This is a genomic window from Pseudomonas sp. MIL9 (assembly GCF_016887925.1).
GTDB lineage: Bacteria > Pseudomonadota > Gammaproteobacteria > Pseudomonadales > Pseudomonadaceae > Aquipseudomonas > Aquipseudomonas mohnii.
This window is the reverse complement of sequence record NZ_JAFEHE010000037.1, coordinates 23,544-38,035: the sequence shown is the minus strand read 5'-3', so window position 1 is coordinate 38,035 and position 14,492 is coordinate 23,544. Positions and strand designations below refer to the sequence as shown.

Annotated in this window: 12 protein-coding genes; 1 reads left to right on the top strand and 11 read right to left on the bottom strand. The window is 60.9% G+C overall.

Annotated elements, in window-relative coordinates:
- Nucleotides 1-10: 10 nt before the first annotated feature.
- The 10 genes from trpE to JQF37_RS29880 form a co-directional block, all read right to left on the bottom strand.
- Entirely contained in the window at nt 11-1,492 is a 1,482-nt protein-coding gene (gene trpE, locus JQF37_RS29925) for an anthranilate synthase component I (RefSeq protein WP_090466780.1), read from the bottom strand.
- Nucleotides 1,493-1,562: 70 nt separating this feature from the next.
- Complete coding sequence (locus JQF37_RS29920) at nt 1,563-2,381, bottom strand: phosphoglycolate phosphatase (RefSeq protein WP_130209560.1); 819 nt, start codon at nt 2,379-2,381, stop codon at nt 1,563-1,565.
- Nucleotides 2,378-3,052, bottom strand: coding sequence for a ribulose-phosphate 3-epimerase (gene rpe / locus JQF37_RS29915; RefSeq protein ID WP_033044299.1), 675 nt, complete (start codon nt 3,050-3,052; stop codon nt 2,378-2,380). Before rpe ends, JQF37_RS29920 begins: the two co-directional genes overlap by 4 nt.
- 91 nt (nt 3,053-3,143) lie before the next feature.
- Nucleotides 3,144-4,292: an iron-containing alcohol dehydrogenase gene (locus JQF37_RS29910; RefSeq protein WP_130209562.1), complete on the bottom strand. Its 1,149-nt coding sequence runs from the start codon at nt 4,290-4,292 to the stop codon at nt 3,144-3,146.
- A 222-nt stretch (nt 4,293-4,514) separates the two neighbouring features.
- Nucleotides 4,515-5,339 (bottom strand): ABC transporter permease, encoded by an 825-nt coding sequence (locus JQF37_RS29905; protein WP_047534114.1) that lies wholly within the window; start codon nt 5,337-5,339, stop codon nt 4,515-4,517.
- A 12-nt stretch (nt 5,340-5,351) separates the two neighbouring features.
- A complete protein-coding gene (locus JQF37_RS29900) occupies nt 5,352-6,599 on the bottom strand; it encodes an ABC transporter permease (RefSeq protein ID WP_047534116.1) in 1,248 nt (415 codons plus the stop codon).
- A gap of 168 nt (nt 6,600-6,767) precedes the next feature.
- On the bottom strand, nt 6,768-7,811 hold the full coding sequence (locus JQF37_RS29895; RefSeq protein WP_047534118.1) for an ABC transporter substrate-binding protein: 1,044 nt from the start codon (nt 7,809-7,811) through the stop codon (nt 6,768-6,770).
- 309 nt (nt 7,812-8,120) lie between these two features.
- The gene (locus JQF37_RS29890; RefSeq protein WP_130209564.1) at nt 8,121-9,248 is read right to left on the bottom strand and encodes an ABC transporter ATP-binding protein; all 1,128 of its coding nucleotides are present in this window, start codon (nt 9,246-9,248) and stop codon (nt 8,121-8,123) included.
- Nucleotides 9,249-9,559: 311 nt separating this feature from the next.
- The gene (locus JQF37_RS29885; protein ID WP_096514706.1) at nt 9,560-10,189 is read right to left on the bottom strand and encodes a response regulator transcription factor; all 630 of its coding nucleotides are present in this window, start codon (nt 10,187-10,189) and stop codon (nt 9,560-9,562) included.
- Complete coding sequence (locus tag JQF37_RS29880; RefSeq protein ID WP_130209566.1) at nt 10,190-12,589, bottom strand: sensor histidine kinase; 2,400 nt, start codon at nt 12,587-12,589, stop codon at nt 10,190-10,192. It lies immediately after the preceding gene.
- Between the two features lie 73 nt (nt 12,590-12,662).
- Here JQF37_RS29880 and JQF37_RS29875 point away from each other — a divergent pair, with 73 nt between their 5' ends.
- Nucleotides 12,663-13,655, top strand: a complete 993-nt coding sequence (locus JQF37_RS29875; RefSeq protein ID WP_130209568.1) for an alpha/beta hydrolase family protein — start codon at nt 12,663-12,665, stop codon at nt 13,653-13,655.
- A gap of 72 nt (nt 13,656-13,727) precedes the next feature.
- Here the strand turns inward: JQF37_RS29875 and JQF37_RS29870 are convergent, their stop codons facing one another.
- Nucleotides 13,728-14,492 carry a TerB family tellurite resistance protein gene (locus JQF37_RS29870; protein WP_130209570.1) on the bottom strand — a complete coding sequence of 255 codons (765 nt, stop codon included), beginning with the start codon at nt 14,490-14,492 and terminating at the stop codon, nt 13,728-13,730.

Here is a 14,492-nt window from a genome sequence, read left to right as displayed (position 1 = left end):
AGTCCATGGGTCAGCTTTCTGGAGTTTGTTCAGCCAGGGCAACGGCGCGGAACATCGCGCGGCGCTTGTTCAGGGTTTCTTCCCATTCCAGCGCCGGCACCGAGTCGGCGACGATGCCGCCACCGGCCTGCACATGCAGCTCGCCGTTCTTGATCACCGCCGTGCGGATTGCAATGGCGGTGTCCATGTTGCCGTTCCAGGCGAAGTAGCCGACGGCACCGCCGTAGACACCACGCTTGACCGGTTCCAGCTCGTCGATGATTTCCATCGCGCGAATCTTCGGTGCGCCCGACAAAGTGCCCGCCGGCAGGATTGCCCGCAAGGCGTCCATCGCCGTCAGCCCGGCCTTCAATTGCCCGGTGACGTTGGACACGATGTGCATCACGTTGGAATAACGCTCGATGACCATCTTCTCGGTGAGTTTCACCGAACCGATTTCCGAGACCCGACCGGTGTCGTTACGACCCAGGTCGATCAGCATCAAGTGCTCGGCGATCTCCTTGTCGTCGGACAGCAGGTCTTTTTCCAGCGCCAGATCGGCTTCTTCGGTGGCCCCGCGCGGGCGGGTGCCGGCAATCGGGCGCACCGTGATCAGATTGTCTTCGACCCGCACCAGCACTTCCGGCGAACTGCCGACGACGTGGAAGTCGCCGAAATTGAAGAAGTACATGTAAGGCGTCGGGTTGAAGCAGCGCAGCGCGCGGTACAGGTCGATGGGTGCAGCCTTGAAGTCAATCGACATGCGCTGGGACGGTACAACCTGCATGCAGTCGCCAGCCAGGATGTATTCCTTGATGGTGTCGACGGCTTTTTCGTAATCATCCTGGGTAAAACTGGAGCGGAACACCGGATCGGCCGATTGCTGCTTGCTGAAGTCCAGGCCACGGCGCGGGGTGATTGGCTGCCGCAGTTTTTCCAGCAGTTCTTCCAGGCGTGCACGACCCTGTTCAAAGGCGTCTTCCTGTGCCGGGTCGGCCAGGACGATGGCGTGCATCTTGCCGGCGAGGTTGTCGAACACCACCACCGCGTCGGAGACCATCAGCAGGATGTCCGGGACACCCAGCGGATCCGGGTTCGGGCATTTGCCCAGACGCTTCTCCACATAACGCACGCAGTCGTAGCCGAAGTAACCCACCAGGCCGCCGTTGAAACGCGGCAGACCGGCGATGGTCGGTACGTTATAGCGGGCCTTGAAGGTTTCGACGAAGGCCAGCGGGTCTTCCACGTCGTGACTTTCAGTCTCGACGCCATCGACGGTCACACTGACGTGATGGTCGTGAACCCGCAGTACGGTGCGACATGGCAGGCCGATGATCGAGTAACGGCCCCACTTCTCCCCGCCCTGTACCGACTCCAGCAGGTAGGAATTGGGTTCATCGGCCAGTTTCAGGTAGATCGACAGCGGCGTGTCGAAGTCGGCCAGGGTTTCGCAGGCAAGCGGGATGCGGTTGTAGCCGGCAGCGGCCAAACGCAGGAATTCTTCGCGGATCATGAGGTGCCTCGTGGCTTGAGGGTCTAACAGTCAGGTATGCAAACGCGCCGGATAACCGGCCAGGAAAAAGTCAGGCGCGCCAACGCCAGCGGGCCAGGGCCTTGATGACTTTCATCCAGAGTTTGCGAGTGACCACCACGATGGAGTTTCCAGGAGGGGATTGAACAGCGTCGGGCAACGTTATCTCAGCCGCCGGATCCAGGCAACCGGGAATTAGCTTGCGCAGATCGTCAATCACCAGTGTCGGCGACTCTTCGGCGATCGGACGACCATGGTTATAGCCGTAGCTCAGGGCCACGCACTTGACCCCCGCCGCTTTCGCCGCCAGCACATCACTGCGCGAATCGCCGACGAACAAGGACTGCGAAGCCGGGATATTGGTCATTTTCATCACGAAAAACAGTGCGGCCGGGTCCGGTTTTTTCTGCGGCAGGGTGTCGCCGCCGATGATCAGGCGGAAATACCGACCGATCTTCATCTGATCAAGCAGCGGCGCGACGAAGCGTTCCGGCTTGTTGGTGATCAGCGCCATCTCGACACCCTGTTTGTGCAGCCACTTCAGGGTATCGCGTACACCGGGGTAAACCATGGTCAATTTGTGACCATCTTCATAGAAGCCGTTGAACAGCTCCAGGGCATGTTCGGCTTCGGCCTCATCGACACTTTCGGCGTCGATGTTGTTGGCCAGGGCCCGGCGTACCAGCATCTGGACACCGTTACCCACCCACTCCCGCACCGATTCGATACCCGCGGGTTGACGGCCGAGTTTGAGCAGCATGTTATCCACAGCCGCTGCGAGGTCAGGGACCGAATCGATCAGCGTGCCGTCCAGATCGAACATCACCAACCTTGGCAGGCTTCCCGGGAACAGCTGCTCAAAACCGCTCATGGACGAGCCAGCGCCAGTTCGGAACGCATCTTCTCGATCACTTCCTGATAGTTCGGCGCGTTGAAAATGGCCGAACCGGCGACGAAGGTGTCGGCGCCGGCCGCAGCGATTTCACGAATGTTGTTCACGTTCACACCACCGTCGATCTCCAGGCGGATGTCGCGACCGGAAGCATCGATCAGCGCCCGCGCTTCGCGCAGCTTGTCGAGGGTGCCGGGGATGAACTTCTGCCCGCCGAAGCCCGGGTTGACGCTCATCAGCAGGATCATGTCGACCTTGTCCATCACGTACTTGAGCACGTCCAGCGGGGTCGCGGGGTTGAACACCAAGCCCGATTTGCAGCCGCCTTCACGGATCAGTTGCAAGGAACGGTCGATGTGCTGCGTGGCTTCCGGGTGGAAGGTGATGTAGGTCGCGCCCGCTTCGATGAAGTCACCGACGATGCGGTCCACCGGACTGACCATCAGATGCGCGTCGATCGGCGCGGTCACGCCGTACTTGCGCAGTGCCGAGCACACCATCGGGCCGATGGTCAGGTTTGGCACGTAATGGTTGTCCATGACATCGAAGTGCACGAAGTCGGCGCCAGCGGCCAGGACATTGTCTACTTCTTCACCCAGGCGGGCGAAGTCGGCGGAGAGAATCGACGGAGCAATTACGAAGGGCTGCATGACGCACCTTTTCTGAGCAGAATCACGATGGCGCGCATTGTATACCTCATGCTTTGACGCGCGCACCGTGACCGCGATGATTGGGTTGTGCCTAGTAAGCCGCGCGGTAGATCTTCTCGATATCGGCCGCACTCAGTTTGCGCGGATTATTGCGCATCAGGCGCTCGATCCCCGCCGCTTCCACGGCCATGGTCGCAATGGCCTCCTCGGGAACCCCGAAGCTGCGCAGGTCTGAGGGGATTTCCACCGCCGCGCACAGCTCGGTCATGGCTTCCACCGCTTTATCGGCCGCTTGCGTGACGCTCAGATGAGCGGTCTTCACCCCCATGGCCTCGGCAATGTCCTGCATGCGCTCGAAGCAGGCCATCTTGTTCCAGTGCATGACATGGGGCAGCAGCAAGGCGTTGCTGACGCCGTGGGCAATGTTGTAACGCGCGCCCAGCGGATACGCCAGTGCATGGACCGCACCGACACCGGCATTACCAAAGGCCATGCCGGCCATCAGGCTGGCGGTAGCCATGTCTTCGCGGGCCTGCAGGTTGGACGGATTGGCATAGGCCTTGGGCAGCGCCCGGACGATCAGTTTGATGGCGCCGATGGCCAGGGAATCGGTTATCGCTGACGCATTCAGTGACAAATAGGACTCGATGGCATGCACCAGCGCATCGACACCACTGGCTGCTGTGACACTGCGGGGACACGTCAGGGTCATCTGCGGGCTGACCAGCGCGACGTCTGGCAACAGGTAGTCACTGACGATGCCTTTCTTCAACTGCGCGGCCTTGTCGGAGAGGATCGCCACGTTGGTGACTTCCGAGCCGGTACCGGCGGTGGTCGGGATGGCGATCAGCGGCGGGCCTTTGCGCGGCACCTGGTCGATGCCGAACAAATCCTCCAGCGCGCCGTGATAACCGGCATACGCCGCTACGCTCTTGGCGATGTCGATGGCGCTGCCGCCGCCCAGACCGATCAAGCCGTCATGCCCGCCATCGCGGTAGACCCGCATGCAGTCTTCGACGATGGCGATTTCCGGGTCCGGCAGAACCCGGTCGAAGATTTCGTACGTACGCTCCCCCAACTGCGCCAGCGCCAGTTCCACCGTGCCGGATTTGACCAGGGCGGCGTCGGTGACGATCAGCGGGTTGTCGATGTCCAGGCGCGTCAACTCAGCCGCCAGTTGCTCGATGGCTCCGGCGCCGGTGATCAGTTTGTGAGCAATTTTGAAAGAGGAAAGACTCATGTGCGCAGCCTCTTATAGGTAGGGGAGCTGGGCACAAGAGTAGCTGGGGATTTGGGGTTGTCTGGTATTCAGGTCGTGAATGACCGACGAACCCGAGAACACTGAAAAACCTGTAGGAGCGAGCCTGCTCGCGATGAACCTGAGAGCGCCGCGGGATGTCAGTTTTCCCGCGTTATCGTTGAGTTCATCGCGAGCAGGCTCGCTCCTACAGTTGGTCGAGCGTCAGACCTGCGCAGTACGCAGTTTCTCGCTACGCCCACGCAACCATTCCAGCGTCAGCAACAGGATCACCGAGAAAGCGATCAACAAGGTCGCCGCAGCGGCAATCGTCGGGCTGAGGTTTTCGCGGATTCCGCTGAACATCTGCCGTGGCAAGGTCGCTTGCTCTGGGCCGGCGAGGAACAGCGTCACCACGACTTCGTCGAACGAGGTGGCGAAGGCGAACAATGCACCGGAAATCACGCCCGGAGCGATCAGCGGCAAGGTTACCCGCCGGAACGCCGTCAGCGGCGAAGCACCGAGGCTGGCAGCGGCGCGCACCAGGTTTTGGTTAAACCCCTGCAACGTCGCCGACACGGTGATGATCACGAACGGCACGCCCAGTACCGCGTGCACCACGATCAACGAGAAGAAGCTGTTACCCAGGCCCAGCGGCGCAAAGAACAGGTAGCTGGCCACACCGATGATCACCACCGGCACCACCATCGGCGAAATCACCAGCGCCATGACCAGCGCCTTGCCGGGGAAGTCGCCACGGGTCAGGCCAATGGCCGCCAGCGTACCGAAGACCATCGCCAGCACCGTGGCCGCCGGGGCGACGATGATGCTGTTCTTCAGCGCGCGCATCCACTCCGCCGAAGCGAAGAAATCGTGGTACCACTGCAGCGAGAAGCCCTGCAGCGGGTAGACCAGGAAACTGCCGGAGTTGAACGACAGCGGAATGATCACCAGTACCGGCAGGATCAGGAACAGCAGAATCAGGCCGCAGAGAATCCGCAAACTGTAGAACCACACCCGCTCAATGGGCGACATATAAGGACTCAGCATTTCGTTCTCCCCTTAGCTCAGGCGCAGGCGACTGGCGCCTACCAGCCAGCTGTAAATCAGATAAAGCACGACCGTTGCCAGCAGAAGCAGCCCGCCCAGTGCGGTCGCCATGCCCCAGTTGATGCTGGTGTTGGTGTAGAAGGCGACGAAGTAGCTGACCATCTGATCGTTCGGGCTGCCCAGCAGCGCCGGGGTGATGTAGTAGCCGATGGCGAGGATGAACACCAACAGGCAACCGGCGCCGACACCGGCATAGGTCTGCGGGAAGTACACCCGCCAGAAACTAGCGAACGGATGGCAACCGAGGGAAATCGCCGCACGCATATAGGTCGGCGAGATGCCTTTCATCACGCTGTAGATCGGCAGAATCATGAACGGCAGCAGGATGTGCACCATCGAGATGTAGACCCCGGTGCGGTTGAACACCAGCTCCAGCGGCTTATCGATGATACCCAGGGCCATCAGGCCGCTGTTGATCAGGCCACCCGACTGCAGCAGCACGATCCACGCAGCGACCCGCACCAGGATCGAGGTCCAGAACGGCAGCAGCACCAGAATCATCAGCAGGTTGCTTTGACGCGATGGCAGGTTCGCCAGCAGGTAGGCCAATGGATAGGCCAGTACCAGACAGATCACGGTGATGACCAGGCCCATCCAGAAAGTCCGGGCAAAGATGTCGAGGTAGATGGCCTGATCCGGGGTGGCCGGGGCCAGTTCGCCGAGGTCATCGATACGGTGATCGACGGCAGCCAGCAAGTAGTAAGGCGTAATGCTGCTGGTGTTACGGCGTACGGCTTGCCAATAGGCCGGGTCGCCCCAACGCTCGTCGAGACCTTCCAGCGCTTCTTTATAGGAGGTCGGCTCGGTGGCGAACGGCAAGGCGCGTGCGGTTTTGGTCAACAGGCTGCGATAGCCGGCCAACTCCATGTTCAAGCGCTTGGACAGGTCGCCCAAGGTCTGATTCTTGCGGGCTTCAGCGAGGTCCTCGCTGGCGGCCTTGTACACCGGTTCAGCGGGCAGGCCACGGCCGTCCCAACTGGCGATAGCCGTCACGGTGCGCGGCATGCCGCCGACCACTTCCGGGTTACCGACACTTTTGTAGAGCAGCGCCACGATCGGCACCAGGAACACCAGCAACAGAAACAGCACCAGCGGCGCGATCAAGGCCTGGGCCTTCCAGCGGTTGACCCGCTCGGCGTGCTTGAGCCGTTGCTTCAAGGTGGGATCAGTGCCCGCGTTCAGGGGAACGGCGATAGCCATGGCGTACTCCGGAAATCTTTGATCGTTACAGAGGCATACAAACAACCTGTGGGAGCGAGCTTGCTCGCGATGGGGGCATAACATTCAACATCAATGTTGACTGACCCACTGCTATCGCGAGCAAGCTCGCTCCCACAAGGATTGCGGCGTTTAAACCACGGGGTTTGCTTACTTCGCGGCCCAGGAATTGAAACGCTGTTCCAGTTGCTCGCCGTTGTCAGCCCAGAAGCTGACGTCGATCTGCACCTGGTTGGCGATGTTTTCCGGGGTGGTCGGCATGTCTTTCAGGACATCCTTGGCCAGCAACGGTACGGCTTGGGTGTTGGCCGGGCCGTAGGCGATGTTTTCCGAGTAGGTCTTCTGCTGCTGTGGCTGTACGGAGAAGGCGATGAATTTCTTCGCCGCTTCCGCTCGCGCCTTGTCCAGACCCTTTGGAATGGCCCATGCGTCGAAGTCGTAGATACCGCCGTTCCACACGACTTTCAGGTTGCTTTCTTTCTGCACGGCAGCGATACGACCGTTGTAGGCCGAGCTCATGACCACGTCGCCGGAAGCGAGGTATTGCGGCGGTTGAGCGCCGGCTTCCCACCATTGAATGCTTGGCTTGAGCTCATCGAGCTTCTTGAACGCACGGTCCTGGCCGTCTTTGCTGGCCAGCACTTTGTAGACGTCTTTCGGCGCAACGCCGTCGGCCATCAGAGCGAATTCCAGGGTGTACTTGGCGCCTTTACGCAGGCCACGCTTGCCCGGGAATTGCTTGGTGTCCCAGAAGTCCTTCCAGCTGGTCGGTGCGGTTTTCAGCTTGTCGGCGTTGTAGGCCAGCACGGTCGACCATACGAAGAAACCCACGCCGCACGGCTGGATCGCGCCTTTGACGTAATCTTCGGTCTTGCCGAACAACTTCGGATCAAGCGGCTCGAACATGTCTTCGTCACAACCACGGGACAGTTCTGGCGACTCTACTTCCACCAGATCCCAGGACACGCTCTTGGTGTCGACCATGGCCTTGACCTTGGCCATTTCACCGTTGTACTCGCCTGCCACGATCTTGCCGTTGCCTGCCGCTTCCCACGGTGCATAGAAAGCTTTGACCTGCGCTGCCTTGTTCGCGCCGCCAAAGGACACCACGGTCAAGTCAGGGCCAGCGGCCATTGCGCTCGCTGCCCCCATCATGCCCAGTGCCAGAGCGGTGAATTTCAGGGATCTCAACATTTATTGTTCTCTCCACGTGCAGGGTTGGTGTTGGTATTGCCGGGGCGATCAGTTCGCCTCTGGGGACGCTCTCGATTAGTTTCCCCTCCGCGTTGTCGCCTTAAAGCGGGCCAGGTAAGGCGCAGGCCGCCGGGAATGGTCATTCCCTTTCCAAGGCCTGCAACGCAGCCTGGCCCGCTTCAAGGCACAACCCGAAGGGCCGGGCCTGCTGTTGTGCAGGGCTGCGTTGCTCGAAGCTTATTTGGAATGACCAAACCTCGCTTCTCGCGCCTTGCCCTGCACAACAGCAGACCCGGCGCGGTGTGGAAACTAATTGAGAGCGTCCCCAAGTGGATCGAGCGCGCGTACGTGTTCGACCTGCCAGCCAAGCGGTACCACATCGCCGACCGCCAGCCCGGGATCGAGCTCGGCAATCGGTTGTTTCACGAAGAAGTCGGTCTTGCCACAGACTTCAAGGCGAACCCGGACGTGGTCGCCCAGATAGATGAATTCCGCCACCCTTCCCGAGAAGCGGTTGGCGCAAGACTCGCTGGAGCCATTGAGGCTCACGCGCTCCGGACGAATCGACAGGGTGACGGGTTCACCGGTCCTGCCGACATTCACCGCCAGCGCTTCAACTTTTTCACCACGTCCCAGTTCCACCACACAGCGGTCGCCGGTCTGGCTGTGCAAACGGCCATTGAGACGGTTGTTCTCGCCGATGAAGTTGGCGACGAAGGTATTTTTCGGCTCTTCGTAGAGCGTGCGCGGCGGCGCGATCTGCTGGATTTCACCCTGATGGAACACCGCCACGCGGTCAGACATGGTCAGGGCTTCGCCCTGGTCGTGGGTCACGTAGACCACGGTCACGCCCAGACGCTGGTGCAGGTGTTTGATTTCCATCTGCATGTGTTCACGCAACTGCTTGTCGAGCGCGCCGAGGGGTTCGTCCATCAGCACCAGTTGCGGCTCGAACACCAGTGCGCGGGCCAATGCCACACGCTGCTGCTGACCACCGGACAGTTGTCCCGGGTAACGCTGAGCGAAGGCATCGAGTTGCACCATGCTCAGTACACGCTTGACCTTGTCGCCGACATCGCTCTTGTTCATGCCACGCACCGTCAGCGGGAACGCCAGGTTCTCGGCGACCGTCATGTGCGGGAACAACGCGTAGTTCTGGAACACCATGCCAATGTCGCGTTTGTGCGGTGGCACGTTATTGATGGCGCGACCGGCCAGGAGGATCTCACCGGCGGTCGGCGTTTCGAAACCGGCAAGCATCATCAGGCTGGTGGTCTTGCCGGAACCGGATGGCCCGAGCAAGGTGAGGAATTCGCCTTTGCGAATATCCAGGTTGAGGTCTTTGACGATCAGGTTCTCGCCGTCGTAGCTCTTCTGCACTCCACGAAAGCTGACCAGAACATCATTGGCCCCTGCACTTGAATCGACCTGGCTCATACCCACACCTTTGTTGTTGATGACTGCTGTGGACTAAGCCTAGTGGACGCTGGGGACCACGCAAATCGGGGTGCAGGAGAGAATCGCCTCAGACGGATGGAAGGTTGAGGGTAGGGATTGCCCTACAAGGATGGCGCGTTTTGGCATACGCAGCGGCAAGCTGTCAGCTACAAGCCACTGACAATGGCAAAAGCTATTTCGCGCGATGTCGTAAACGGATATGTCGTCGCGTTATTCCTGTAGGAACCAGATTGCTGGCGAAAAGTACGCCCTCGCCAGCAAGCTGGCTCCTGCAAAGGATTTTTGTGCTTTTAGAGGAGCTTGTGTTCCATCGCGTACTTCACCAGTTCCGCCAGCGAAGTGATGTTGAGTTTCTGCATCAGCCGCGCCTTGTGGGTACTGATGGTCTTGCTGCTCAACGCCAATTGCTGGGCGATGTCGTTGACGTTCGCCCCCTGGGCCAGGCGTTCGAAAACCGAAAACTCACGTTCCGACAGCAACGAGTGCAAGGGGCGCGAATCGGTCAGGCCGACTTCGAAGACCATGCGGTCGGCCAGGTCCGGATCGATATAGCGTCCACCGGCCGCGACCCGGCGGATGGCGGTCAGCAGCAGGGCCGGGTCGCTGTCCTTGGTGGCGTAACCTGCGGCGCCGATCTTCAATGCCCGCGCCGCCATTTGCGCTTCGTCGTGCATCGACAGCACCAGAATCACCGGCGGATTGTTCAGCGCACGTATCCGTGGAATCGCCTCCAGGCCGTTGACGCCCGGCATGGAGATGTCCAGCAGCACCACTTCACAGGGCACATGTCGCAACGTCTCGAGCAACTGTTCGCCATTACTCGCCTCCCCCACCACCAGCAGATCCTTGGCCAGGCCAATCAATTGCTTGATGCCTTCGCGGACGATGGTGTGGTCTTCGGCTACCAGTACACGGATCACTTACTTCTCCTCATCCAGCGGAACTCGCACGATCAGGGTCGTGCCCTCGCCCGGCTCACTCTCAAGCGACAACTGGCCGCCCATGATCAGCACCCGCTCGCGCATGCCGACCACCCCAAAGGAGGTCGGCCTGCCAGCGGCTGCAACAAATCCTACGCCATCATCGCTGATGGTCAGACACAACTCATTGCCATCAAGGGCCAGTGTCAGTTCGACAGTATGCGCCTGGGCATGGCGCATGACATTGGTCAGTGCTTCCTGAAGGATACGGAACAGGCCAATCGCCTTGGCATCACTGAGCACCGGCAAATTGTCCGGCACCTGCACCAGACAAGGAATCTGCGTGCGCGCCTCGAAGCGACGGGCCTGCCATTCAATGGCCGAGGCAATCCCGGCATCAAGAATCGGTGGCCGCAACGCTGTCGCCACATCACGCACCAGCTGGAACAACTGCGCGATCAGGCGCTTCATGCTGTTCAGGCGCTCGTTCAGACCGGGGTCGAGCTGGGCGTAGGCCAGTTCGCACATGGACGTTTCCAGCTTGAGCACGGTCAACATCTGCCCCAGCTCGTCGTGGACTTCCCGCGCGATGCGGGCCTTTTCCTCTTCACGCACGCTCTCCAGGTGCGCGGACAACTCCCGCAGTTGCTCCCGGGAACTGGCCAGCTCCAGTTCGATGCGCTTGCTCTCGCTGATGTCCCAGACGATGCCGTCCCAAACGTACGCGCCGTCCTCGAGTCGCCGGGTAATCGCCTTGATTTCCGCCCAGCGTTGCTCGCCCTTACGGGTCAGGATTCGCCCTTGCCATGACCAGTCGCTGTCGGTGTCCAGGGCATGGTCCTGGGTCTGGTGATAGCTGGCCTTGTCGTCGGGGTGCACCAGGCTGCGCAGGCCTTTGTCGCGATGGGCCAGGGTGGCCGGCGAGTACCCCACCAGACTCTCGCTGCCTTCACTGATATAGGCAAAGTCGATCTGCCCGGTCACCGGCGCCCGCTCAAGGCGAAAGACCAGTCCAGGCACATTCGCCGCGATCCCTTGCAGCCGCGCCTCGCTTTCCTGCAGCGCGGCCAGGGCACGGCGGCGCTCGGTGACATCGGTGAGGTAAACCACCAGGTATTCGCCATCGCGAAAACGCAGGAAACTCAGCGAGACGTCGGCCGGCAGGATGCTGCCGTCGGCCCGCAGGCAATTGGTTTCGAAACTTTGCGGGGCATCGTCGCTGGCCCTGGCGAGTTTCCACAGGTTCAACCAGCGATCCATGTTCAGACCGGGCTCGAAGTCGATCAGGGGGCGATCGATGATTCCCCCCGATGAATAGCCCAACATGCTTTCGGCCGCTCGGTTGGCGTAGCGCACATGACTGTCCCAATTGACCCAGAGGATGCCCACGGTGCTCTGGTCGATGGAAAATTGCGTCAACCGCAAGGCTTCTTCACTGGCGGCACGCAAGGCAATGTCTTGCTGCGCTGCCGCCAGTCGTTGCTCCAGGCTGAGCTGCTGACGGCGCTGCCAGAACACGATGGCCATGCTGCTCAATGCCAACACCAGCAACAGCAGGCAAAGGTTTTGCCAGAAGCCCGGCGTTTCGGTGAGCCGCGGGTACTTGGGCTGCAGCCATTGGTTGTGCAGGTTCTCCAGATCCTTGGCCGGGATTGCCCGTAATGCGCTTTCGACGATGCCTGCCAACTCCGGCAGGTCGCGCCGCGTCGCGATCCGCAGCAGTTGGGGCAAGCCGATGTCGCCCACGACGACCAGCCCGGCGAACTCCGGCTCGACGGACAGCCGCCCCAATTGCGCCTCATCGACGACGGCGTAGGCCGCTTGCTGACTCAACAACAATTGCAGCGCCTGACGCTCGACCGGAACGCCCTGCAGGTTTAAGTGCGGGTAGTTGCTGCGCAGGTAATCGGCAGTGGCGCTGGGCATGCGTATGGCGACGCGGCTCTGGCTGTCGAGTTTTTCCAGCTCGACCGCGCCGGTGCTTTTCTGGTCGCTGACCACCAATTGAGGCACGCGCATGTATGGGTCGGAAAACTGCCAGAGGCGCAGACCACCAGGCGTCTGGGTCAGCCCTGGCGCGATGTCGATTTCGCCCTGGCGCGCAGCGGCTTCCAACTGTTCGAGGTCGGGAAAGTTACGCCAGGTCAGTTCGACCTTGAGCGACTTGGCCAGCCATTTCATCAGCTCGACGTTAACCCCGGACAGCCGCTGCAAGCGGCGATCGTATTGCGCATAGGGCGCTTGCAACACCAGCCCGACCCGCAATTCTCCTTGCCGGGTCAGCCACTGTTGCTGCTTGGGCGACAAGATTGCAACGTGCGCCGGGGGCATGACTGCCGCCCAGCCCATCAAGGGAAACCACAAACAGCCGATAACCCACAGGCAGCGAAAACGCATCATCGAACTCTCACACACTGACAAATACTGACCAACCCATTAGGCTGCCGGAATTACTTCTGGCCTGGAATATCCGATGCCCCCTGTCTACCGCCTGGCACTGCCAGCATTGTGCCTGTCGCTGATCCTGCCTTGCGCTTTTTCGGTCGAAGCTGCCGACCCGGCACCCGACGCCGCGCAAAAGCCCGCCGAAGAAAAACCGGTCGAACGCCAGCCCTTGCCTGAGCGTAGTCAGGAAGAAGCGACAGCACTCGAGCGAACAATCCCGGCTCAGGAACAGCAGCAACTGCAAGCGGGCAGCGATACCTTCCTGGCCTTGTGGAAACCGGCCAATACGGCCGAACCCAAAGGTGCGGTGATTATCATCCCGGGCGCGGGCGAAACCGTTGACTGGCCTCAAGCGATCGGCCCTTTACGGCGCAACTTGCCGAACGCCGCGTGGAGCAGCCTGAGTATCACCTTGCCGGACCTGCAAAGCGATGCCATTGCACCGCGCATCGTTGAAGTGGCGCCAGCCCCCAAGGCGGCGGACACCGGCAGCAAGGATTCGACCACCGCGCCCCCCATCGAACAGGCGGCTGGTGGCGAAGCGGACGTGGCCGACAAGGCGATCGCCGAAACCACGGAAGAGCAGGCCAAGGCCGATGCCGAGCGAATCTTCGCCCGTATCGACGCCGCGATTGCGTTCGCTGAACAGCAAAGCGCGCGCAGCATCGTCGTATTGGGGCACGGCACTGGCGCTTACTGGGCGGCACGCTACCTGAGCGAAAAACAGTCATCGCAGGTCGAGCGGTTCGTCATGGTTGCCGCGCAGACGCCGGTTCAAGCGAAACCCGAACTGGCCGAGCTCACGCCAACCCTGAAGCTGCCTACCGCCGACATTTACTATAAGGACAAACCCCTGGACCGCGACGCGGCGCTCACCCGTTTGCAGGCCAGCAAACGCTTGAAATCTTCGGCGTTTAGCCAGGTGTCGCTCAAGGCATTACCGGGCAATGCCAAGGCGGAGCAGGAGCAATTGGTGCGCCGGGTTCGGGGTTGGTTAAATCCACAAACCGCAGCAGACTGAGTGACCGGGTCACCTGTGTCGCTGGCTTGCCAGCGATACAGGTGACCCGGGCCATACACACCGTTGCCGCTATCAAAAATCCCGCCGCTGACGAATCAGCATATAAGCACCCTGCAATTCACGAGTTTTCTCGGTCGCTTCGCGGACCTGAAGTTCCGTCGCCCCCCTTCCGGCGACTTTGTCCGGGTGATGACGACTGAGCAGGCGGCGATAGGCACGCTTGATCTGCGCCGGCTCAGTGGTGGCTGACACGCCCAATAGCCGCATGGCGTCTTGATAGGTGGCCGCTTTGTTGGCCACCGATCGCTTTTGCGGTTCATAGTCCGCCGCCAACGCCTGCACCTGATACGACCGCCAGCCCAGCCACCGCCCCCATTGAGCAATCAACTCCCGCTCACGGGTGCCGGCCCGACCGTCCGCCCAGATCATCCGCCAACAGGCGCGCAATACCCCTTCTGCCGCATGGGGTTGTGCACTCAAGCGGCGCAGATAACCACGCAACCGATCATTGCCCGACTTGCCGCGATTGAACGCTGCTATCGCCCGACGCTGAGCCGATTCGCTCATCTCCAGCGCCCGCATTTCCTGCCGCGCCTGCTGGATATGGCCATCCACTACCTGCCCGTCGCTCTTGGCCAATCGCCCCAACAAAACAAACAACAGTTCATCGTTGCGCAGCGCCGGGCGGCCACCGAGCTTTTCAAGCAAGTGCCCCCAGCTCTGCAAGTGCAGGCGCCGATCCAGCGCCTGCCCCAACAATGCACCCAGCATGGCCCCGGGAATGCTGGCGATGGCAAAACCCGCTCCGGCTCCAATCAGAGTCCCTGGCCACAGCAT